General features: G+C 44.6%; 17 protein-coding genes and 1 tRNA gene. 3 read left to right on the top strand and 15 right to left on the bottom strand.

Features of this window, described 5'->3' with window-relative positions; genetic code table 11:
* Nucleotides 1–2: 2 nt before the first annotated feature.
* From rbfA to B5D55_RS07775, 7 genes are all read right to left on the bottom strand, one after another.
* Nucleotides 3–410, bottom strand: coding sequence for a 30S ribosome-binding factor RbfA (rbfA, locus tag B5D55_RS07805; RefSeq protein ID WP_078933451.1), 408 nt, complete (start codon nt 408–410; stop codon nt 3–5).
* Nucleotides 410–3,169 (bottom strand): translation initiation factor IF-2, encoded by a 2,760-nt coding sequence (gene infB, locus B5D55_RS07800; RefSeq protein WP_078933450.1) that lies wholly within the window; start codon nt 3,167–3,169, stop codon nt 410–412. The genes rbfA and infB overlap by 1 nt, the downstream gene beginning before the upstream one ends.
* Nucleotides 3,170–3,177: 8 nt before the next feature.
* Nucleotides 3,178–4,647, bottom strand: coding sequence for a transcription termination factor NusA (gene nusA / locus B5D55_RS07795; protein ID WP_078933449.1), 1,470 nt, complete (start codon nt 4,645–4,647; stop codon nt 3,178–3,180).
* A 21-nt stretch (nt 4,648–4,668) separates the two neighbouring features.
* Nucleotides 4,669–5,127, bottom strand: a complete 459-nt coding sequence (gene rimP / locus B5D55_RS07790) for a ribosome maturation factor RimP (protein ID WP_078933448.1) — start codon at nt 5,125–5,127, stop codon at nt 4,669–4,671.
* 161 nt (nt 5,128–5,288) lie between these two features.
* A tRNA-Gly gene (locus tag B5D55_RS07785) sits at nt 5,289–5,359 on the bottom strand.
* Between the two features lie 103 nt (nt 5,360–5,462).
* Nucleotides 5,463–7,418, bottom strand: a complete 1,956-nt coding sequence (locus B5D55_RS07780) for an ABC-F family ATP-binding cassette domain-containing protein (RefSeq protein ID WP_078933447.1) — start codon at nt 7,416–7,418, stop codon at nt 5,463–5,465.
* Nucleotides 7,419–7,505: 87 nt separating this feature from the next.
* Nucleotides 7,506–9,545: a glycoside hydrolase family 31 protein gene (locus B5D55_RS07775; RefSeq protein WP_078933446.1), complete on the bottom strand. Its 2,040-nt coding sequence runs from the start codon at nt 9,543–9,545 to the stop codon at nt 7,506–7,508.
* Nucleotides 9,546–9,640: 95 nt separating this feature from the next.
* Here B5D55_RS07775 and pta point away from each other — a divergent pair, with 95 nt between their 5' ends.
* From pta to B5D55_RS07760, 3 genes are all read left to right on the top strand, one after another.
* On the top strand, nt 9,641–10,672 hold the full coding sequence (gene pta / locus B5D55_RS07770; protein WP_078933445.1) for a phosphate acetyltransferase: 1,032 nt from the start codon (nt 9,641–9,643) through the stop codon (nt 10,670–10,672).
* A gap of 77 nt (nt 10,673–10,749) precedes the next feature.
* Entirely contained in the window at nt 10,750–11,928 is a 1,179-nt protein-coding gene (locus B5D55_RS07765; protein WP_078933444.1) for a CapA family protein, read from the top strand.
* Complete coding sequence (locus B5D55_RS07760) at nt 11,919–14,495, top strand: helicase-related protein (RefSeq protein ID WP_078933443.1); 2,577 nt, start codon at nt 11,919–11,921, stop codon at nt 14,493–14,495. The genes B5D55_RS07765 and B5D55_RS07760 overlap by 10 nt, the downstream gene beginning before the upstream one ends.
* A 15-nt stretch (nt 14,496–14,510) precedes the next feature.
* On the opposite strand, the gene B5D55_RS07755 is transcribed toward B5D55_RS07760, so the two are convergent.
* From B5D55_RS07755 to B5D55_RS07720, 8 genes are all read right to left on the bottom strand, one after another.
* Nucleotides 14,511–16,391: a HEAT repeat domain-containing protein gene (locus B5D55_RS07755; protein WP_159446184.1), complete on the bottom strand. Its 1,881-nt coding sequence runs from the start codon at nt 16,389–16,391 to the stop codon at nt 14,511–14,513.
* Nucleotides 16,392–16,401: 10 nt separating this feature from the next.
* Nucleotides 16,402–17,535 carry a tRNA guanosine(34) transglycosylase Tgt gene (gene tgt / locus B5D55_RS07750; RefSeq protein ID WP_078933441.1) on the bottom strand — a complete coding sequence of 378 codons (1,134 nt, stop codon included), beginning with the start codon at nt 17,533–17,535 and terminating at the stop codon, nt 16,402–16,404.
* 4 nt (nt 17,536–17,539) lie between these two features.
* Complete coding sequence (locus B5D55_RS07745) at nt 17,540–18,616, bottom strand: LptF/LptG family permease (RefSeq protein ID WP_078933440.1); 1,077 nt, start codon at nt 18,614–18,616, stop codon at nt 17,540–17,542.
* 1 nt (nt 18,617) lies between these two features.
* Complete coding sequence (locus B5D55_RS07740) at nt 18,618–19,955, bottom strand: LptF/LptG family permease (protein WP_234975405.1); 1,338 nt, start codon at nt 19,953–19,955, stop codon at nt 18,618–18,620.
* A complete protein-coding gene (gene dut, locus B5D55_RS07735; protein ID WP_078933439.1) occupies nt 19,952–20,398 on the bottom strand; it encodes a dUTP diphosphatase in 447 nt (148 codons plus the stop codon). Before dut ends, B5D55_RS07740 begins: the two co-directional genes overlap by 4 nt.
* Nucleotides 20,399–20,497: 99 nt before the next feature.
* The gene (locus B5D55_RS07730) at nt 20,498–21,556 is read right to left on the bottom strand and encodes a GTP pyrophosphokinase (RefSeq protein WP_159446183.1); all 1,059 of its coding nucleotides are present in this window, start codon (nt 21,554–21,556) and stop codon (nt 20,498–20,500) included.
* A gap of 40 nt (nt 21,557–21,596) precedes the next feature.
* The gene (locus tag B5D55_RS07725) at nt 21,597–21,893 is read right to left on the bottom strand and encodes an STAS domain-containing protein (RefSeq protein WP_078933437.1); all 297 of its coding nucleotides are present in this window, start codon (nt 21,891–21,893) and stop codon (nt 21,597–21,599) included.
* A gap of 197 nt (nt 21,894–22,090) precedes the next feature.
* Nucleotides 22,091–22,639 carry a GNAT family N-acetyltransferase gene (locus tag B5D55_RS07720; protein ID WP_078933436.1) on the bottom strand — a complete coding sequence of 183 codons (549 nt, stop codon included), beginning with the start codon at nt 22,637–22,639 and terminating at the stop codon, nt 22,091–22,093.
* Between the last annotated feature and the right edge of the window lie 90 nt (nt 22,640–22,729).

Genomic DNA, 22,729 nt, shown 5'->3' with positions numbered 1-22,729 from the left:
GTTTATTCTTCATCCGCGCCGGAAGAAGAATTTGCGGCTTTTTCATTTTCAAGAGCCTTTGATTCTTCTTCAAGTGCATTCAGTTTCTGAACCATACGGAAGCCGGACTTCATTCCTGAATCCACTACAAAAGTGAATTTTGGAAACTGGCGCAGGCGCATTTTCTTCGCAATTGAAGACTGAATGAAACCTGCCGCACTGTTAAGACCGTCAACACCTTTTTCAAGCTGAGAATCAGACAAAAAGCTGGAAACAAAAACCTTTGCATACCCCAAATCTGACGTAACCTCAACACGGTTTATTGAAAGAAATGTTGATACGCGCGGATCTTTTACATCTCCGTGAAGAATAATTTTTGAAATTTCCTCACGTAGCTGGGCATTCAGCCGCTCCATTCTATACTGACCCATTATTCAGCATCCTCCGAAGCATCTGCGGCATCTTTGTTTTTAGAAGCAGCTTCTGCCATTGCTTTTTTTGCAGCCTCAGCAGCTTTCTTTTCATTGGCAGCACGGTCATCGTGAAGTTCGTCACCAAGTTTTCGGGCAACTTCTATATACTCGAATACTTCAAAGTGGTCACCAACCTGAATGTCCTGCCAGTTTTCAAGACCGATACCGCATTCAAAACCAGATGCAACTTCTTTTGCATCGTCCTTAAAGCGCTTGAGGGACGTAATTTTTCCAGTATACTTTACGATTCCGTCGCGGATAAGGTTTATCATAGAAGAACGGCGAACGCATCCGTCCGTAACGTAACATCCGGCAATAACACCGACTTTTGGAACTTTGAACGTATTGCGTACTTCAACACCACCGATAACCTGTTCTTTTGTATCCGGCTGGAGCATACCTTCCATAGCCGCCTTAATTTCCTCAACGCACTTATAGATGATATTGTATTTGCGGATATCAACGCTTTCCTGGTCAGCCAGAAGTTTTGCCTTTGGCGTCGGACGAACGTTAAATCCGATAATGATTGCATTTGAATCAGCAGCAGCAAGCGTAACGTCGCTTTCGTTAATTGCACCGGCAGATGAATGAATGACAACAAGACGTATGTCTTTGGTAGAAAGTTTTTCAAGAGAAGCTTTCAAAGCTTCAGCAGAACCCTGCAAGTCAGCCTTGATGATAACCTTGAATTCCTTTATCTCATTCTGTTCAATAGTAGAATACAGATTGTCAAGCGTTACTTTCTTAACAGCCTTTGCATCTTCAAAGCGCTTGAGTTCCTGACGTTTTGTAGAAATAGCGCGTGCCTCTTTTTCGTTTTCAGTAACCTGGAACGGATCGCCGGCATTCGGCATTTCTTCCATACCAAGAACTTCTACAGGCATTGAAGGACCAGCTTCCTGCACGCGGTTTCCCCTGTCGTCAAACAAAGCACGAACGCGTCCGCTGTAAATACCGGCAACAAACGGGTCGCCCTGATGCAAAGTACCGCGCTGAACAATAACGGACGATACAACGCCGCGTCCCTGGTCAATGCGTGACTCAAGAATTTTTCCTTCGGCACGGCATTCATACGTTGCCTTTAATTCAAGCATCTCTGCCTGAAGCAGAATTGCATCAAGCAAATCGTCAATACCTTCTTTTTTAAGGGCAGAAATGTGAACGTACTGCGTATCGCCGCCCCATTCTTCAGGAGTAAGTCCCTGCTCGCTAAGCTGAGTCTTTACGCGGTCCGGATTAGCTTCCGGCTTATCACACTTATTTACAGCAACAATAATCGGAACTTTAGCATCTTTTGCATGAGCAATAGCTTCCAGAGTCTGAGGCATAACGCCGTCATCAGCAGCAACAACAAGAACTACTATATCCGTAACCTGAGCACCGCGGGCTCGCATCATCGTAAATGCTTCGTGACCCGGAGTATCAAGGAACGTGATTGCACCTTTTTCTGTCCTTACTGAATAAGCACCGATTGACTGCGTAATTCCGCCTGCCTCGCCTTCTGCAACGTGTGCGTGGCGTATTGCATCAAGAGTTTTTGTCTTACCGTGGTCAACGTGTCCCATAACGGTAACAATCGGCGGACGAGGAAGCAATGAATCTTCCGAACCTTTATCGCTTTCGATGACAGTTTCATCGTACAGGCTGACAAGCTTTACGTCACAGCCGTATTCTGACGCAAGCAGAATTGCCGTATCTGAATCAATGGATTCGGTGATTTTTACCATCATTCCCATTGCAAACAGTTTTCCGATAATTTCTGCCGCTTTTAAATTCATCTTGCGTGCCAAATCAGAAACGGAAATCGTTTCCATTATTTCGATGGACTTTGGAACTACGCTTGCCGGAGTTTCACTCTTTTTCTTGGACTCAAACAGGTTAATGTCGTACTGTTCCTCGTCCTTTCTATTATATACCTGCTTCTTTCCCTTAAAAGTCTTTTTTGCAGGAGTACGTGACTGCATAATAGGAGGAACAGCACCAGGAGCGCCTCCGCCTGAACGAAATCCGCCGCCTGTACCGGTGCGGTTCTGAAATCCCGGACGGGAAGTTCCGAATCCTGCGCCATCCCGGCGCTGAAATCCGCCGGCACCGCCGCGATTCTGGAAATTACCGCCGTCCCTACGCTGAAATCCGCCGGTACTGCCGTTCTGCCCGCGGTTCTGTCCGCCGTTTCCGCGATAACCGCCCTGTCTGCCCTGACCGTCACGTTCGCGGTTCTGGTAACTCTGTCGTGCCTGTGCACCCGTAAATCCGCCGGCGCTTCCGTCGCGTCCTGAACTGCGGTTCTGTCCGCCGTTACCATAGCCGTTCCTTCCGTAACCGCCGTTTCTGTCACGGCGTGCATAGTCAGACAGGTTTCCTGCCTTGACGTTCGGGCGGGCTGTATTAAGTTCAAACGTTCTTTTCTGAGGACGCACTTCTGTTTTTGAAGCTGATGCAGCAGCCTTTTCGTTTTTGTCAGAAGCTTTCTCTGAATTTTCAGCCTTATCCTGTGCCTCAACGGAAGACTGAGCAGCAGGACGTTTTACGACAACACGAACGCCGTCTTTTTTCTGCGGTTCTGTTTTCTGCGGAGCATCTGAAACAGAGGGATTCTTCTTCTTTACGACAACAATTTTTTTCTTTGCCGTATTGCTCGCAGAATTTACCTGTGTATTGTCAGGCTGTTTTTTATGAACAACAAACTCCGGCTTTTTTTCATTTTCTTCGGCCATTATATACCCTATTCCTCGTCCTCAGTAAATTCAAACTCAACACCACATTTTGGACAGAGTGTCATGTCAAGTGTAATTTCAGCACCACATTCAGGACAGTAATACTTTTCCTCTTCCTGCGGTTCTTCATTATGTTCCTCAGAGCCGGCAGCATCTTCCTGCTCCTCTACAAATTCAACGTTTTCTTTTATAAGTGCATAGATGCTTTCAATTTCTTCTTTAGAAAGACCTTCTATCTGCTCAACGCTCTTATTATCGTATGCTTCGATAAACTTAACAATATCTTCAATGCCGTTTGCCTTAAGAATTTTTGCACTTGTTTCTGAAACTCCAGGCAATTCGGCAACTGTCGTAATCTCTTCGTCAGCCTCTGCCGGCTCGTCCTTAAACAGATTGCGTGCGGCAAGAGTTGTAGCCTTGTCGGAGAAATCCATTCCGGCGCACTGCTCTTCAGTCTTAACGTCGATATTCCAGTCACAAAGGCGGTTTGCAAGGCGTACGTTCTGTCCCTGCTTGCCGATTGCCAGAGAGAACTGCGAATCATCTACGATTGCAAGCGCCTGTTTTTTCTCTGCATCAAGAATTACAACGCGGTTTACCTGCGCCGGAGAAAGCGCATTCTGAATGAACACGGCCGGATCAGCATCGTAGCGAAGAACGTCAATCTTTTCACCCAAAAGTTCGCGGATAACGTTCTGAATGCGCACACCCTTAGTTCCTACGCACGCACCGACCGGGTCAATTTCTTCGCGGACGGTAGAAACTGCCATCTTTGTACGGTAACCGGCCTCGCGGACGCATTTTTCAATTTTTACAGTTCCGTCTGCAATTTCAGGAATTTCAAGCTCCATAACAATCTGAACAAGGCGCGGATCACTTCTGGAAAGCACAATCTGAAGTCCGGAAGTCGTCTTTTTAAGGTCAACGATAATCGCCTTTATTCTGTCACCCTGCTCGTAAGTTTCGCGCGGAGACTGGAATTTTACAGGAAGATAGCCTTCAAGCTTTCCTGCATTTCCAAGATCAACGAAAATATTGCCGTTACGTTCACGCTGGAAATATCCGTTTATCATCTCGCCGACTTTGTCCTTGTACTGATTGTACAAAGAATCCTTTATCGTTTCGTTCAATCCCTGATGAGCCGTCTGCTTTCCTGTAGAAACAGCGGAACGGTCAAAAGATTTTGGATCTTCCAGAATGTCAATTTCATCACCAAGTTCAACATCGTCTGAAAGTTTCTGCGCTTCCTCAATCTCAATCTCCGTAACAGGATCATACACGCCGTCAACAACCGTCTTGCGTGAATAAATGGCAACGTCGGACATATCTTCTGCAAATTTTACGATAGCATTGTCCGAAGTACCGTATGTACGCTTGTACGCTGACTTCAGCGCATTTTCAATAGTCTGCTTTACAGATTCTTCTGTATACCCTTTTTCTGCAATTAAAGCACGAATAGCCTCTGCCATTTCTGACATTTTAAGCCCCCAAATAAATTATTATATATGAATGAATTTTGCTTTTGCTATCTGTTCAAAAGGAACGGTGATTTTTTCTCCGTCCTTTTCCAGCGTTACGGACTTTTCGTCTGAGGCTGTAATCACGCCGCTTACCCAGTCAGTAACGGTTTTGTCCCACACGCGGATTTCCCTGCCGGTAAACACCGCAAATTCAGCCGCGTTCTTGATGTTGCGCTCCATTCCCGGAGAAGTAAGTTCCATATACGTATCTTCCGTACCAAGAAGTGCCTCCAGCCGCGGAAGCAGCGCGTGATGGACTTTTGCACAGTCGTTTACGCCGATGTCAACGCCGGCATCCTTAGACGCAATGACTGCCGAAATTTTTTTAGTCGAACCGGAAGAAGTTATTTTAAGTTCAACAAGAATGTATCCCAGTCCTTCTACTAGCGGCGCACATTCATCGTAGTACGCCATTGATTTTAAAGGAATATACTCCACTTCAGCTCCCTTAAATAAAAAAGACCCGTCTGCGACGAGTCCATCTTAAAAGATAATTAAAATGTACAGGAAGAACTATACACAAAAATAAATAAACTGTCAAGCAGAAAAGCCGGAGCGGAAAAATTCAGTTTAAAGCGCGAAAATCTCGCAAGGAGCAAAGCGGATGACGGGAGTCGAACCCGCGTGTGAAGCTTGGGAAGTTTCCATACTACCGTTGTATTACATCCGCATATCCTGACATGAACAGGTCAAATATACCGCGTTTTCAAGCCGCTTGCAAGAAGGCAGAAAAACTGCTTATTTTCTTTGACAGGAACAGGCAAAACCGCAAATTACGCGAATGATGCAAGTTCTTCCCAGCGCGCATACTTTTCTTCCAAAAGTGCAGTGCATTCGTTATACTTGCGTGCTGTTTCACCTATTGCGCTGAAATCTCCGTTATCGCCGCCGCTCATCTTTGCTTCAAGTTCAGTTTTCTGGTTTTCAAGCGCGGCAATTTCAGATTCAAGCACCTCAAATTCCTTCTGTTCCTTAAAAGTAAGACGGCGCTTTTCCTGACGGGAAGCCTGCCGCGCATTCTCGTTTTCCGCAAGGCTGACCGTGCCGGAGTTTGTACCGGCGGCGCGCTTTTCCACCGAACCGGCTGAACTGGCAGAACCGGCGTTTTTTGCGGCTGCCTTTTCCTCTGCGGCAAGCCGTTCGCGGTATGAAATGTATTCGCTGCATTTTCCAACAAAGCCGCTTATATCGCCATTTTCTTCTATAATAAAAAGCGTATCAGCAGTTTTATCCATAAAATATCGGTCGTGGCTTACAACAAGAAGGCAGCCCTTGTACTGCGCAAGGAACTGTTCCAGAATATTCATCGTAAAAATGTCAAAATCATTTGTCGGTTCATCAAGAATAAGAAAATTAGGATTAGCCATCAGAAGGCGCACTAAAAACAGGCGCTTGCGTTCGCCGCCGCTCAAGGAACTTACCGGCGAATACTGATTTTTCCCCTCAAAGCCGAATTCATTAAGAAAAAGTGATGCGCTCAGCGTTTTTCCGTCATTGCGCGTAATATATTCCGCCGCTTCCTTTATGTATTCAAGGACAGTTACAGTCATATCGTCAAAAACAGGATTTTGATTGTAGTAGCCGAAAACAGTATTTTCACCCTTCACTACACTGCCAGAATCGCTCTGAATTACGCCGGTGATTATGTTCAGAAGCGTAGATTTTCCAGAACCGTTGTTGCCGAAAATTCCGATTTTCTGCCCGGCTGTAAATACATAGGAAAACGAGCGGATAACAGGAACGCCGTTAAACGATTTGGAAATTGACTCAAGTTCCAGAACTTTTCCGCCCAGCCGCCTGCCCTGCACTTCAAACGTAAAACCTTTTGTTTCCTTAAATTTCTCGCGGTTTATCAGCTGCATATCCCTCTGAATGCGAGCCTTTGCCTTCGTTCCGCGTGCACAAGGTCCGCGCATAAGCCAGTCGCGCTCAAAACGAAGGACGCTCTCTATGCGGCGGTCAGTATTCTGCTGGATTTCAGTTTCAATTTCTTTTTTTTCAAGATAAGCGGAATAATTGCCCTGATACAGTTTTACAGCCTTGCGATCAATCTCAAAAATGTTCGTGCATACTGCGTCAAGAAAATAGCGGTCGTGCGTTACCATCAGCACTGTTCTGTCAGTGTCGCGCAGATAGTTTTGAAGCCAGGAAATTGTAGTTATGTCAAGATGATTAGTAGGCTCGTCAAGAAGGAGAAGCCGCGTGTCTTCAACAAGAACCTGAGCAAGCGCAACTTTTTTTACCATTCCGCCGCTCAAAGTTCCCATTTTCCGTTCCATATCGTGAATATTCAAAGTCGAAAGGACGGAACTTACCTGCGCTTCGTAGTTCCACAAATCCTGCCTGTCCATCTGTTCGATAAGCGCATCGTACTGCTTCTGAATTCCCGGACTGTAACTGGTACTGAGTTTTTCGCACAAATCAAGATACTGCCTGATTACCGAAAGTTTTGGAGAACTGCTTTTAAAAATATGTTCGCGGATTGTGTCGTCCTTGCTGAACGGCGGATTTTGCGGCAGAAACGAAACGCCTGCATCCTTATTGATGACTACCTGCCCTTCATCAGGAACAAGGACTCCGGCTATTGTATTCAAAAGCGTTGACTTTCCCGTACCGTTTCGCCCGATGAGCGCCGCCTTTTCGCCCTCGTTCAGACCGAACGTAACGCCGGAAAAAAGCGGCTCTTCGCGTCCAATTTTTGCAAGATTACTTATAGATAGAATATTCATTGTAAAAAGAGTATAGCAGATTATAGAACAAGAGAAAACGGCGGAAGGAGAAACCTGTCCTGCAAAAAAATCACCTGACTTCTTCCTTTACCTTGAAATCATCTTATATTTCCCGAATGCAGAAGAATCGCCCCACCACGAAAGCGTAGAATAGTCAATTTCAGAAGAATTACGCGCAGGAAGAACTACCGGAACGGCACAATTCTTCTTTATAAAAAAGACAACTTCGTCCGCGGCACAGAATATAAAATGAACGCCTTTTTTATACAGAACCTGCTCCGGCGCGCCACCGGCACATCCGCCGTTTTCCTTACGGCAGCGGACGCAGTACATATCTTCCGGAAGGTATACTGTTCTTCCTGTGGCGTTCGGTACGTAAACAGGCGCAATCATAAGTTCTTCGCCAAGCATAAGCTGGTCTTCCGTAGAAAGCGCAATCCTGTCATCCGGGTAATCAAACGCAAGCGGACGGAAATACATAGTACCGTTCCGGCAAGCCTTTACATATTCGTTGTAAAGATACGGAAGCAGCCTGTAACGAAGCTGAATTATTGCGCGGAAATCTTCCGGATTTTCAAACGCATAGACTTCCTGAGCGCGCGTTCCAAGTGCGGAATGATTGCGCATAAGAGGCGTAAATACTCCCAATGCAAGAAAGCGCAGAAGAAGCTCGCGCGTCGTATTGCAGGAAAAGCCGCCCAAATCGCAGCCAGTATACAAAAAACCGCACATATTCAGCGATGGAAGCATTTTAAGGCAGAGCAGAATGTGACTCCACCACGAACAGTTATCGCCTGTCCAGATGCCGCCGTAACGGTGCATTCCTATAAATGAAGCGCGCGAAATAAGAAACACAGGCTTTTCGCAATTTGAAGAAAAATATTCTGCGGCGGCGCGTGTCATATTAAAGCCGTACAGATTATGAACTTTGTCGTGACGTACAATTGCAGTACCGTCTTTTTCAGAGTCAGAAAAATTCCCGCAGAGAGAAGCAGGAACGCGGTGATAAAAACTTTTGTAGTCTTCAATGCTGTTCTGAACGCCAAGAACGGTATCTTTCATACTCCAGGAAATAATCGAATCGTTTCTGTCAGCTTTTTTTGCAAGTTCGGTCAGCGTGTCTGCGGCGCGCTTTATTCCGTCCTCCGAATAAAAAAGCGCAGGTTCGTTCATATCGTTCCAGAAACCGTCTATTCCGCAGTCAAGGAGGACAGAATACTGATTTCCGAACCATTTGCGCACGTCGGGATTAAGAAAATCTGGAAAATGCGCAAGTCCCGGCCACACAGCTGCGCGGAACAGAGAACCGTCTTTTTTGCGGCAGAACATATTTTCCTTTATGCCTTCCTCATCTACGGAATATCCTTCATCCGACTTTACTCCTGCATCAATAATCGGCACAAGATGAACGCCGTTTTCCTTAAGGGCTGAAACAGTCTTCTTCAAATCAGGGATTTTTTGTGAATCCACAGTAAAATCACGAAATTCGTCCATATAGTCAATGTCAAGGAAGATTGCGTCAAGCGGAATGTCAAGCGCACGGTAATTATCAAAAACGTCTTCTACGTCCTTCTGACTGCCGTAACCCCAACGGCTCTGCATATAACCGAACGCCCAGTACGGCGGAATGTAGCTTGTACCGATTATATTCCTGAAAGCAGAAACAACGTCCTTTATTCCGCCGTTCTTTTCTTCTATATAATAAAGCACAATGTCAGCCTGTCCGCAGGAAAGTGAAAGAACGTCTTTTTTTGTACAGCCGGCATCAATTACAAGATTTCCCGGATAGTCGGCATAAAGACCGAAACATTTATGCGAAGACGGCGAATAGATGACAAGAAAATTATGCGCACCGTACAAAGATTCTTTTTCTTCGGTATGGCTCGGGTCGTCATTGCACCAGCTTCTGTATATTCTTCCGCGCTTGTTTATTCCGCCCATTGCCTCGCCAAGACCAAAAATCATATCGTCATCAGCAAGCGGAATTGAAAGTTCAAAGCCGGACTCAAGAGAAATTTTACCGGCAGGGAACTGCTTAAGGTCATCTGTAAAAATCTGCGTATCAGAAGGAAGATTAACTACTGATTCTGTTTCAAAAGGTTTTCCAAAAATGAATTTATAAATCATATTTATAGTATAAATCACCTGTCCTAATATGTCCAATAATTGTTCATTGTGATATAATTACGGCAATTACATTGATATATTAGGAGTCAAATACTATGGATTTTGTAGCAGCATTAAAGGAAAAGGCTAAAAAAGCCGGAAAAACTATCGTTCTGTGCGAGGGCGAAGACAAGCGCGTCGTTGAGGCGGCGGCAAAAATCGTTAAGGAAGGAATTGCAAAAATCATCCTTATCGGAACAAAGGAAGAATGCAGCCGCGTTGCGCCGGGCGTTGACCTTTCCGGTGTAGAACTTGTAGATCCGGCTTCATCAGACAGGACGGATGCTTACGCGGAACTTCTGTACAAGGCGCGCGAAGGAAAAATCAACAAGAAAACTGGTGCGCCGGAATATGCAGACGTTGCAAGCGCAAAATCATACATTCTAAAAGACCGCACGATGTTCGGCGCACTTATGCTTAAAGCAGGAGATGCAGACGGTTTTGTTTCCGGTGCCTGCCATTCAACGGCAAACACACTGCGCCCGGGACTTCAGGTTATCAAGACAGCGCCTGGAATAAAGACTGTTTCATCAAGTTTCATTATGGTAGCTCCGGAAGGAGGAAACAAATACATTCCGGAAGGCGTTGCGCTTTTTGCAGACTGTGCAATCAACATTGAACCTACGGCAGAAGAACTTTCAGACATAGCAATTGCAGCGGCGGACACGGCACAGAAAATCGCCGGAATAAGCCCTAAGGTGGCGCTGCTTTCGTTCTCTACAAAAGGAAGCGGAAACGATGACAAATACCTTAAGAGCGTTCCGAAAGTACAGGAAGCAGTAAAAATCGCACGGGAAAAAGCACCTGACCTTGAACTTGACGGAGAATTCCAGTTTGACGCGGCTGTTGCACCGGAAGTAAGCACAATCAAAGCGCCGGATTCAAAAGTTGCAGGACACGCAAACGTTTTTGTATTCCCGAACATCAACGCAGGAAACATCGGCTATAAAATTGCACAGCGAATGGGCGGATGGATGGCAATCGGTCCTGTATGCCAGGGCTTTGCAAAACCGCTCAACGATTTAAGCCGCGGCTGTAACGTAGACGACATCGTAGCTACAGTTGCCGTAACTGCGCTTCAGGCATAATTCAACCGGCAGCAACAAGGTACGACACAGTCTTCAGGCGGTAGAAAAAGCATCTTCCTTATGGTAAGATAAATCAGATGCGAAATTTCGTCCTCTTATTTTTTGCTTTTCTACCGCTACTCTTTGCCGTATCAGGCTGTTCCACCGTATCAAAACAGACGCCGCCGGAAAAGGAAGATACGCTAACGCTGCTTTTTGCCGGTGACGTAATGGCGCACAAGCCGAATTTCAATATGCGCGGCTACAATAAAATCTGGGAGAGCATTTCAGGCACAGTTCAGTCAGCAGATCTGGCTTTTGCAAACATAGAAGCGCCTGTTTCAAAAGACCTTCCCTACTCGTCTTTCCCAAATTTCAATATGCACCCCGAATACCCGGAAGCCGCAGTCAGCGCAGGATTCAACGTTTTTTCCCTTGTGAACAACCACACAAACGATCAGGGATTTGAAGGAATGAGGGCAACGGCAAAATGGGCAGAAACTGTACATACGCAGACACAAAATGCGGAAAATGGAAGGACAGTTTATTTTTCAGGGCTTAAGAAAACGCCGGAGGAAAAATTTTCTTCCTGCATCATAAAAAAGGACGGATGGACGGTACTTTTTCTTGCCGTTACGGAAATACTGAACCGCCCGGATTTCAAAACGTATATGAACTATGTGCCGTACACGCAGAAAGGCAGGGAATCGCTTACAGCCTTCGTAAGCGCGCTAAGAAAGGAAAATCCGTGCGACATTTTCGTACTTTCCGTTCACACCGACGAAACGGAGTACGTTCCCGGCGTTGCTGAAAAGCGCAGGAATTATTACTACACCCTTCTTGAAAGCGGAGTTGACGTTATCTGGGCAAACCATCCGCACATTATCCGCGAAAGGGAGATTATCGGAAACGAACGCACCGGAAATCTTGAAAAACTGATTATGTACGGAAACGGAAACACAATCAGCGGTCAAAGATGGCAGCCGGAACTTGACAATCCGCTGAACGACAGGGAAAACACAGGCGACGGTCTTATGTTTGAAGTTACTTTTTCCAGAAAACACGGTACAGAGTCAGAAAAAAATGTTATAATAAAGGAAACGAACCCCTGCTACATCACAACGTACATCAACACAAACTGGGAATTCATCATAAAAAATCTAGACTCTGATTTTGTTGATTATTTGAAAAATGCAGGAAGGCACAAATGGGCTTCCTACATAGAAAAACGCATTGAAATATGCGGAAAAACAAAGGAAACAATACTATGGAAATAGAATACAAATCATTACCAGTTTACGAACAGAAACAAAGGATACTTGATGCCCTTAAGGACAACCAGGTAATAGTAGTACAAAGCCCGACAGGTTCGGGAAAAACAACTCAGCTTCCTGTCATTCTGCACGAAGCCGGATATGACAGTACGGGAATTATAGCCGTAACACAGCCAAGAAGAATTGCCGCGCTCAGCGTAAGCGAATTCATTGCAAAGCAGCTTGGAACGACATATCCGGGACTTGTCGGCTACAAAATGCGCTTTGAAGACAAGACAGACCAGACGACAAAAATAAAAATAATGACTGACGGAATTCTTCTTCAGGAAATGAAGCTTGATCCATGGCTTTCTAAATATTCAGTCATTATGGTTGACGAAGCGCACGAACGAAGCCTGAACATTGACTTTGTACTTGGACTTTTAAAGCGTGTTCTTGCAGAGCGCAAGGAATTTAAGGTAATCGTAAGTTCTGCAACTCTTAATGCAGAAGCTTTCAGCGACTACTTCGGCGGCTGCCCTATCGTTACGATAGACACAATCACATATCCTGTTACGATGGTCTACGATCCGCCGAAAATTGCCGCAACTACGCTTTCTGCCGCCGCTACGGACGAGCTTCTTCTGAAAATCTGCGGAATTGTACAACGCGTTCTTGACAACAAGGACGACGGAGGAATCCTTATATTCCTTCCGGGCGAAAAAATCATCAAGGACTGTATGAACATTCTTGACCATTCGCATTTTGCCTCAAAAATACACACGCTTCCGCTGTACGGGCGGCTTTCAAAAGAGGAACAGGAACGCGTATTTCTGCCTGCGCCAAAGGGAAAGAAAAAAGTAATCATTTCTACGAACATTGCAGAAACTTCCGTTACAATCGCGGACATAACGACGGTAATCGACTCCGGGCTTGCAAAGCTGAACTACTACAATCCGCGGACGTTTACTTCAAGCCTTGTAGAAACGCAGGTTTCAAAGGCAAGCTGTAACCAGAGGCGCGGACGTGCAGGACGAACCCGTCCAGGAACGTGCTACAGGCTCTATCCGCGAAAAGACTTTGACACCCGTCCACTTTATACGCTTGAGGAAATCTACCGCACGGATTTAAGCGAAGTCGTCCTTCAAATGGCAGATTTAGGAATACGAGACTTTCAGGGATTTGACTTTATTTCATCACCGGGAAAAGAAGGCATTATCGGTGCAACAGATACGCTTAATATGCTTGGCGCACTTGACAAAGACAATTCGCTTTCTGCAATCGGAAAACTTATGGTGCAGTTTCCGCTTGAGCCAAGGACAAGCCGCATTATCGTAGAAGCAATAATGCACTATCCGAATGTTCTTGAAGAAGTGATTATAGCCGCAAGTTTTCTTTCTGCAAATTCTCCGTATATTCTTCCGCCGGGAGAAGAACTTGAAGCACGCCGCGCACACCATTCGTTCCGCGACATACACGGAGATTTTGCCGCGTACTTAAACCTTTTCAGGGCGTTTGAAAAATGCGACGGCGCGGAAAAGAAAAGCGCATTCTGCAAGAGGAACTATCTTGACGAACGCATAATGCTTGAAATAGAAAACATCAATGCGCAGCTTAGCGACATCGTTACGGAAATGAAAATTCCGATATGCGGCGGCGGAGACAAGTCGGACTATCTATGCTGTATTGCCGCCGGTATGATTCAGTTTGTGTGCGTGCGTGCCGGTCGTGACAATTACAAGAGCCTTACGCAGGATAAAATATGCATTCATCCCGGCTCGGTTATGTTCAAGCAGGATCCGCTTTACATTGTTGCCGGTGAAATCGTGCGCACGTCGCGAATGTTTGCGATGAGCGTTTCGCCGCTTACAAAAAACATCCTGAACCAGCTTTCGCCGGAACTTGTACAGCGCCTTGAAACAAGCAAGGTGAGCCGGACTCTTGAAAAACAGGCTGAACTGTACGAAAAAAATGCGCAGAAAAACAAAACTGACAAAAAAGATTTGCGGAACGGCGAAAAGGCAGGAAAAGACGGCGAATGTCTTTCTATCGGAAGCGAAACTTTCATTGTAAAAAAAGTAAAAGGTCAGCGTGTGGCATTGCTGCCGTTCGAACAGTTTGTAAAAGCCGCGCGGGAAGAACAGGATGACGCTTCGCTAAAGGCAGAAGGCAAAATGAAGGGAAGAATTTTATTCCCTAACGGATTTATGCTTTTAGACGGCGAAAAAATAGAAACTACCCTGAAACTTGCACGCATTACAGACCTTTCACCGATTGAAGAATCGCAGTGGAACAGAAAACTCAACATAAACCTGAATGACGAAGGTGCGGCAGAAACGCTTACCGCCGCAATCAAGACAATTCTTAAAGTCGTTATTGCAAAACAAAAAAGCAAGGAATATGGATTTATCTGTCTTTTTACCGATGGCAGCGATAACTACTGGCTCAAAGTTTCGCGAGGACTTTCTACTGCATTGAACGAAAGCCTTGCATCGCTGGAATCGCTTGTTGATAAAGGTGATATCTTTACGGAAGAACAGCAGGATGAAATCAATGCAGTATACAGGTTACTGAACGAACTGTTTAAGTAGGTTCTCCCTGCCCTGCTACTTTGCGTCTGAACCAGAGACTGATTCCGAAGAGGCAGGTTTATTTTCCTCTTCTTCGGAAAGACCTAAAAGCGAACGGGCGCGTTTTTTGTTAGAAGTTTTTGCATTTTTATCATCAACTATAGCCTGAACGCTCGGTTTTGCAGATTCGTAACGCGCATTTTTGTACAGTTCAAGCCCCTGACTCTGCGTAAGGGTGTCTTTTGACTGCAAATACAGTACGCAGATTTCCGAATAGCCCGGGCGCGCATACTTTATGAACAGTTTTCCAAGGTTCTGCCGCAGCGATTTCCGCCGGTCGTCCTTAAGAACGTCTTTTGCAAGCGCAATGATTTCGTCTTCACCGGAAATGCCGTTTTTCATCAGTGCTTCAGCCGCCTGATATTTCACCGAATCAGGAACTGATTTATCTGTAATCTGCTCAATTAAAAAAGCAATGGAATCTTTTGTATTAAGTTCTGCAAGAACAGGGAAACATTCCTTTTTCACTACATTTTCCGGATCATTTTTTGCGCGGTACGTAAGATACGGAACAGCCTCTTCCATTTTTAGTTTTTTTACCGCAGAAATTGCTTCCAGGCGAACTTTATAATGGTCATCCCTGATTGCCTGAATTACAGTTTCTTTTGCATCTTTTGAATTAGGATAATATGAAAGTCCTTTTATGCAATACTGACGCATATTCGGGTCGCCTTCCTCAAACAGCTTCATCAGAACAGGAACAGATTCATCCTTCTGCATTTTTCCGATTGATTCTGCCGCATACATACGCACAAAACTGTTTTCGTCCTCGTCAAGAGCAATTTTTCGGACTTCTTCCCACGTTTCCGCAGCACTCATCGCGCCAAGCGTACGCATAAGAGCCTGTTTTTGAGGAACGGTTAAATCATCGCGCTCAAGATAATGTGCAAGATATTTTGCCTCCCGCACGCCGCCAGTTTTTCCTAGTGCAGAAAGCGCACCGTTAAAATATTTTTCTTCGCCAGCCTCAAGGATTTTTACAAGAGCAGGACCTGCAGCCTTGCTTCCTACGGAAGAAACGTAATTAAAGCATTTTTCAACGGCAGAAACAGGAACGTCATACGGATCTGCAAGAATTTCGACGGCATAATCTTCAAGACAGTCGTCTTCCTGCTTTGCAAAATAGTCAAGAATCCTGCCCTTTATTTCGTTTGACTTTGTAATCTGGAACAAATCATAAAAATCATCGTAATAGCGCAAGTCCTCCGCCTCGTTGATTTTATCAATTACGCCGCTGATTTCAGAAGCAGTACCGAACTTTATAGTCTTCTGATTTTTTGCGTATTCTTCGCCGTCTTCATCCTTTCGCTCCGCCTCTTTGATTTTCTCAGTATCAGGCTTTTTCGGACGTTTTTTCTCCGGTATTACAATTTCCATATTAAGATAGTCAATTTCCTCTGACTCAGGCTGTTCTTCCGCCGCCTGCGAAACATCCTCCGCAGTTTCATCACGTAAAGCAGAAACAGAAACATCTGTTACGGCAGAATTTTCTTCCGGCGAGTAAAAATGCTCCGAAACGGCAGAACCGCTTTCATCGGCGGCGGCTTCGGAAGATGCGTTTGAAGCGGCGAATGAGCCTGTTACCGAAGAAGAACTTTCCGAAGCTGGAAAAGCGCCTGTGTCATAAGACGGCTCTTCCGAACCAGAAGACAAATCTTCCGCCGCAGAAATAGTTTCTGAAGCGGAAGAAGCATCTTCCGTGGTTTCAGCCGTTTTTTCAAGGGAAGATTTTTCTGCCGGAGTTTCAACGGTCGGGTTCAGGCTGTTTAAAAAATCATCCATATCAACCGTGTCCGCAGATTGAGAAAAACAGAAAGAAAGCGGCATCACCGCAAGGAAAAACAAAATCTTTTTCACGTTTCCACTCCTACTGAATGTTCCCTGCCCTGAAACGCTCCAGGAACGATTTTTTGTATGTTTCAAACGTATCATTTTCAATTGCCGCACGGATTTCCTTCATCATATTGTTCAGGAAATACAAATTATGATAGCTTGCAAGCATAGAACTTAAGATTTCCTGCTCCTTGAAAAGATGACGGAGATATGCGCGTGAATACGTACGGCACACCTTGCAGTTACACTCCCTGTCCAGCGGAGAAAAATCGTGCGTAAAACGTTCCTGCTTTATGGAAAGCATACCGTCATGAGTAAAATACGAGCCGTTACGCGCATTGCGTGTAGGAAGAACGCAGTCGAACATATCAATTCCGGCAGCAACAGCCTCAAGAATATACTCCGGCGTGCCAATTCCCATAACGTATTTTATTTTTTCTTCCGGCAGGAACTGATTTGTATAATTCATAAAATGAACGAACTCGTCAGCCGGTTCACCAACGCTAAGTCCGCCGATGGCAATTCCTGCAGAATCAAGACCTGCAACAAATTCAGCACTCTGACGGCGCAAATCTTCAAAAAAGTTTCCCTGTACAATCGGGAACAGATACCCTTTGTAGCCGGCTTCGCGCTCCTTCTGCCATTCTTTAATTGCGCGCTTTGCCCAGTCCGTCGTAATTTCAAGCGCAGAAACTGCTTCTTTCCTGTCTACGCCAAATCCAGAGCATACGTCAAGCTGCATCTGTATGTCCGAATTGAATTTTACCTGCGTCTGAACAACATTTTCCGGCGTAAAAAGATGGTAGCTTCCATCTATATGGCTCTGAAAACGCGCACCTTCCGGCGTTATTTTACGCAATTTTGAAAGGGAAAAAACCTGAAAACCGCCGGAATCAGTAAGGAAATTTCCGTTATATTTTGTAAATCCATGAAGTCCGCCTGCTTCCTGAACTAAATCAGCGCCCGGACGAAGGAACAGGTGATATGTATTTGCAAGAATTATCTCAAATCCCATTTCCTCAATATCGTCTTTTGAAACAGCCTTAACCGCACCGTTTGTACCAACCGGCATAAAAACAGGAGTCCGGACATCACCGTGCGGAAGATGCATAACACCGCAGCGTGCCTTAGAATTCTTACAAGTATGTCCAGGAGAAAAAATATTCATACAATTACGTCCTTGCATAGCGCAGAAGCACAATGCTTATGATAATAAAGAAAAACACCGGGAACCACGCTCCCATAAACGGTGATATATAGCCGAATTTTGCAAGCAGCATTGTCATCATCTGCATTACATAGAACAAAACCGCCGAGCAGACAGAAAGTGACAAACTGATAAGAAGCACATTTTTGCGGGATTTTCCTGAAAGTCCGATTGAAAGAAACACGACGATAAACACAATGCACGGAAAGGCAAATTTCTTGTAATAAACAGAAAGTTCCTCGTTATACGGAAGACCTACGCGCTTTAAATGTTCAATGTAAATCTTTGCATCCTGAGTATTTACTTCTTCAACAGAAACGGAATTATTACGGAACGTTTCCGGTGGCTCTGTAAGAAGCGCAAGGAAATCGTCCTGTACATCCTCAAGAAAAAGAGTATTATCCCTGTATGTATACTGCATTGCATTCTGTAGATTCCAGCGCTTTTCTTTCGAATTCCACAGCGCAATGTCCGAATGAATTACTGCCTGAAGCGACTTATCCGGATTACGGAATACAAGATACAGGTCGTAAAGGCGCTTCTGCGAATCATCATAAACCTGCGCCTTGTACACAAGAAAGCCGGAATTAGAAAGAACGACAACGCTGTCATTATTCAGCGACTTGCTTTCCTGAAGAAGTGTATTTTGCAACTGCGTTTTTTTTGCAAATGTAGGAACGACAACTTTGTCCTCAAAGAAAAAAAGCGCAAAACTCATCAGTACGGAAAAAATCAGAAGCGGCATAGTAAAGCGCAGAAGCGACACGCCGGAAGCAAAAAGCGCCGTAAGCTCGTTGTTTGCGTACAAATCACTAAGCGTATACGAAACGGCAAAAAGAATTCCAAGCGGAACTGCATACCAGAGAGTTTTCGGGACGTAAAGAGCCATAAGATATGCAACCTGAAGCGCCGGCGCTTCGTTCTGAATGTACTTCCACAAATTCATAAGAAGGTCTACCAGCACAAGAACAAGCGAAAAAAAGCCGAGCGCACCGAAAAAAATAGGAATAAAACGCTTGAAAAGATATTTTACAAGTTTCATATCATTTTCTCTTTAAAGCAAGGTAGAACAACACGCCTGCAATGCCTATAACAGTATCAGGCAGCCACATCATTATAAAACCGTTCAGTCCGTTCCGGCTTGAAAAAATCTGTCCCAAAATCATCATAGCCCAGTACAACACGCATATAAAAAGACCGATTATAAGTCCAATTGTCTGACCATTATGTTTTCCGAACAGAAATGCAAGCGGAAGCGCAAGAAACGCAAAAAAAATCGAGCCGAACGGCATGGAAAATTTCTTGTTATATTCCATTACATATCGGTTCAGTTGCCGCTGACTGTACGATTTTTTTGAACGCATATTTTTTATCGTCCTGCCAAGGTCAAATGACGTCATTTCACGCGGAGAAGCAGCATAGTTTGTACCAAAAATAGACGAATCAAAAATATTAAGCGTTGTTGCACCCGAAGCAAGCACATCAAAATTCCTTCTGTTCTTTGTGTCAAGAAAAGAAACTACTGCATCAGACATATTCATCTGCATAAGTACGCCATCTTTTTTTGCACTCAGGAGCGTTGATTTTCCTGCAACTATTATCCGCTGACTTCCGTCGTTTCCGCGATCAAAGAAAACAAGGTCAGACACAACGCCGTCTTTTACATCGCCTATAACAATCGTAGAATCATTAAGTCGCTTAATTGTGTTCGGTTCAATTTCAATTCCGGGATTTGACGCAATAATCTTGCGGTAAAGCTTGTTATAGTTAATAGTACCCACAGGAAGCAGATAGTCATTCACGAAAAAAGAAAAAATTGAAATTGCAAGTCCCAAAATCAGAACCGGAATCATTACAATAGCATAACTTTGTCCGGAAGCGCGGATAATAAGAATTTCGTTGTCGCTCATAAGCCGTCCAAGACACATCAAAAAACCAACGAGCGTTGCAAACGGCGCAGACTGCGCAATTACTGAAGGCAGAGTATAAGTAATAAGGCGGCACACATCTGCAAACGGCACTCGTTTTTTAAGAATCTGCTCTGCAAGAAGAAGAATTTGATTGCAGAAAAAAATCATAAAGAAAAACAGAAAGGCAACCACAAAATACAAAAGCAGTTCCTTTACGATATAGCGCACAAGGACATAATTTTTAAGCTGTCCTTTTTTGAAATATTTTGTCTGTATTCCGTCTATAAAAACGAGGACTTTTGAAATCCTGGTTTTAAGAAACCTGCCGTACAGTTTTTTTACAAGGCGGACAAAGGGAGAGAAAAGTCCTGCAACGCAAACCATTACGGCACGGCATAAAGAAATGCCTTTTTCTACAAGCGGAATGATTTTTTTCTGGCAGAATGACGATGCTTTTTTTAAAAGACTCAAGCCGTTACCCCGGTAGAACCGAATCCGCCCTCGCCGCGCGATGTGTCAGAAAGCGTTTCTGCCTGAACAAAAACGCCCTGTGTAACAGGAGCTGCAACAAGTTGCGCAATTCTGTCGCCGTTATTTACGGTAAAAGGCTCGTTCCCCAAATTAACAAGAATGACTTTTACTTCGCCGCGATAGTCGCTGTCTATTGTGCCGGGCGTATTAAGAACAGTAACGCCGTTTTTTGCAGCAAGTCCGGAGCGCGGACGCACCTGAATTTCAAAACCTTCAGGAATTTCAAAACACAGTCCGGTAGGAATCATTGCACGCTCGCCGCACCCGATAACAACAGGCGCATCTAAAAAAGCGCATACATCAGCACCGGCAGCCCCGGACGTTTTATAGGAAGGCGGAACTACGCCGCTTTTTGCAGTATATTTTATGGTAATTGCATTCATAGAAACAATTATACAGAAAGAACCTTGAAAATACAACGGCGAAGAACAAAGGAAATCACCTTACGCTGCACGAATTAGTGACGGCTTAGTGAAAAGCGGCTACAGTTCTTCTTTCTGACGGAAAAGCATTTCTGCCTGACGTTCAGCACGTTTTTTGTCTGACACAGAAAGCAAAATGAATTCCACCGCCTGTTGTTCAGTGTAATTTTTTGAAAGAAGTTCCGCGCGACACAAAAAGCGCAGTGCAACGGTAGACGCCACAACGTCAAGTTCAGAGCCGGCAAGTGACTTACGGGCAAGTTCAAATGCAAGTTCCTCATTTTCGTAAAGCATACTCTGAACATCACCGATAGTGTTCTTTTTAAGCCACTTGAGCTGCGGAACGTAACTTTCCGGGCTGATTTCAGTAATCTCAGAGCCTTCAATGCCGGCAATCCTCTCAAGGAACGCACGGATTTTTTTGTTATAAAGCATATATTCACGCAAAGACACATTGTCCATAAGAACATCCTGCGCCTTGTCGTCCTGAATTTTTTTCCTTGTCTGACTTGTGTATGCGTTCATTCCGTCACGGACGCGCATAAATTCTTCGTCGATAATCTCAAACATTCCGGCAAGACGCGCAAACTGCCTGATTACTGCGCGCGGCATTCCAAAGTCGCTTTTGTAGCCTAAATCGTGATTTATTTCTGACCAGACGTGTTGCATTATCGTGCGTATCTGAATTTCAAAGCGGACATCGCACAGTTCCTGCGGAAAACCGGCGTCTTTAGGAAGCGAACAGATGTAATGCAGGGAAAGATACCCGAACGAATCTGCACGCATCTGCTTTCGCTTGTCAACGGAATTTTCCCAGTCAACAACAAACGATTTTTCAACCTGCTTTCCAAGAACGTCAACGTCATCGTAAAAATAGCAGACAATCCGCGCACCAAGAATATCAGTAATATCTTCAAGACTGCGGTATTTTTCGCCCTTGCGGTAAAGTTTTCCGCAGAGGCTTTTTTCATCTTTAAGCCTGTGTCCTACCGTCATTACGCTCACGGAAGATTCAGCGGCTATATCCTCAAGACGTTTCTGCACAACCTTTCCAAGCTGTTCGTATCTGCTTTTTTCAGAACGGTACTGTTCCAAAATCAAGTTGTCTTTTACATTCATATTGCCTTTCCTGTCATTACCGCCGCTTTCCGCCGGAATTTCATTCAATAGTCAAAATGTCTGCAAAACCAGTAACTTCAAAAATTTCCATCACCGCATCACAGACATTTATGATGACGCACCGCCGGTTTCCTGTCATTTTTTTATTAACTCCAAGAATGACGCGCAGACCGGCAGACGAAATGTATTCCAGATTTTTTAAATCAAGCACAAGCAACTCTGTACCGGAAAAAAGTTCATTCAGATGATTTTCAAGTTCCGGTGAAGAAACAGAATCAAGCCTGCCAGAAATCAGCACAGTCTTTTTTGATCCCTCTATTCTGTTTTCTATAATCACAATATTCCCCTAAAGAAACACTGAATAAATTCTACCTGAGGATTTTTCGGTGTTAGCCTTGAATGCAGCATAGCAAATCATCTGCCCCGGAGGACAAAAACTATGCATCTGTTAATAGTAACTTTCAGAACGCATGACTGTCAAGTCAGACATCTGATTTTCTAGTGTCCTTTAATTGCCTGACTCTGAAGAGTTCCTCACTTCGGCAGCAAAACTTTTTCCAGAGCAACAAAAGTAAGCGACCATCCGACTTCGTTCGGATCGCCTTCCCATTGTCCCAAAGTCTTGAAACCGAGTTTTTTATACATAGCCTGAGATTTTTGATTTGATGTTACAGTATCAAGGCGAAGTGTCTTACATCCGGTGTCATAAGCCATTTTTTCATAAAAAGACATAAACGCGCTGCCATAGCCTTTTTTCTGCATCGCAGGATCAACGCCAAAAGTATGAAGCACCAGCACCTCAGAAAGAGCCGCCTCAAAAGCCCAGTCAAAAAGTTTATAAAACTCCGGCTGACTGTGATTTATAATTCCGCAGGCGGCAATCTGACCTGTTTTCCCGGCTTTCTCATCTTCAAGAACATAAAGTTCCCCTAAAGAAAGTGCCGCCTCAACAGTTTCCATAGTCGGATAAAAACCTTTTTCCCAGCAGCACTGCTTTCCGTTTGCCGCCTCCCAGTCACTGATGGCATCATAAATTTCCAGACACCTCTTTGCATCTGACTCTGTAGCTTTTCTAAAAATCATAGTTATATCATAGAGGAAAATTGTTTGGGATTCTATAGATTTAAAAAAGTAAACTACAACAGTAGGAATTTTTTATTGGTCTTAAACCGA

Source organism: Treponema porcinum, from assembly GCF_900167145.1.
In the GTDB taxonomy this organism is placed as follows: domain Bacteria; phylum Spirochaetota; class Spirochaetia; order Treponematales; family Treponemataceae; genus Treponema_D; species Treponema_D porcinum.
Note: the sequence above shows the minus strand (reverse complement) of the source record. Positions and strands in the feature narration are given on the sequence as shown.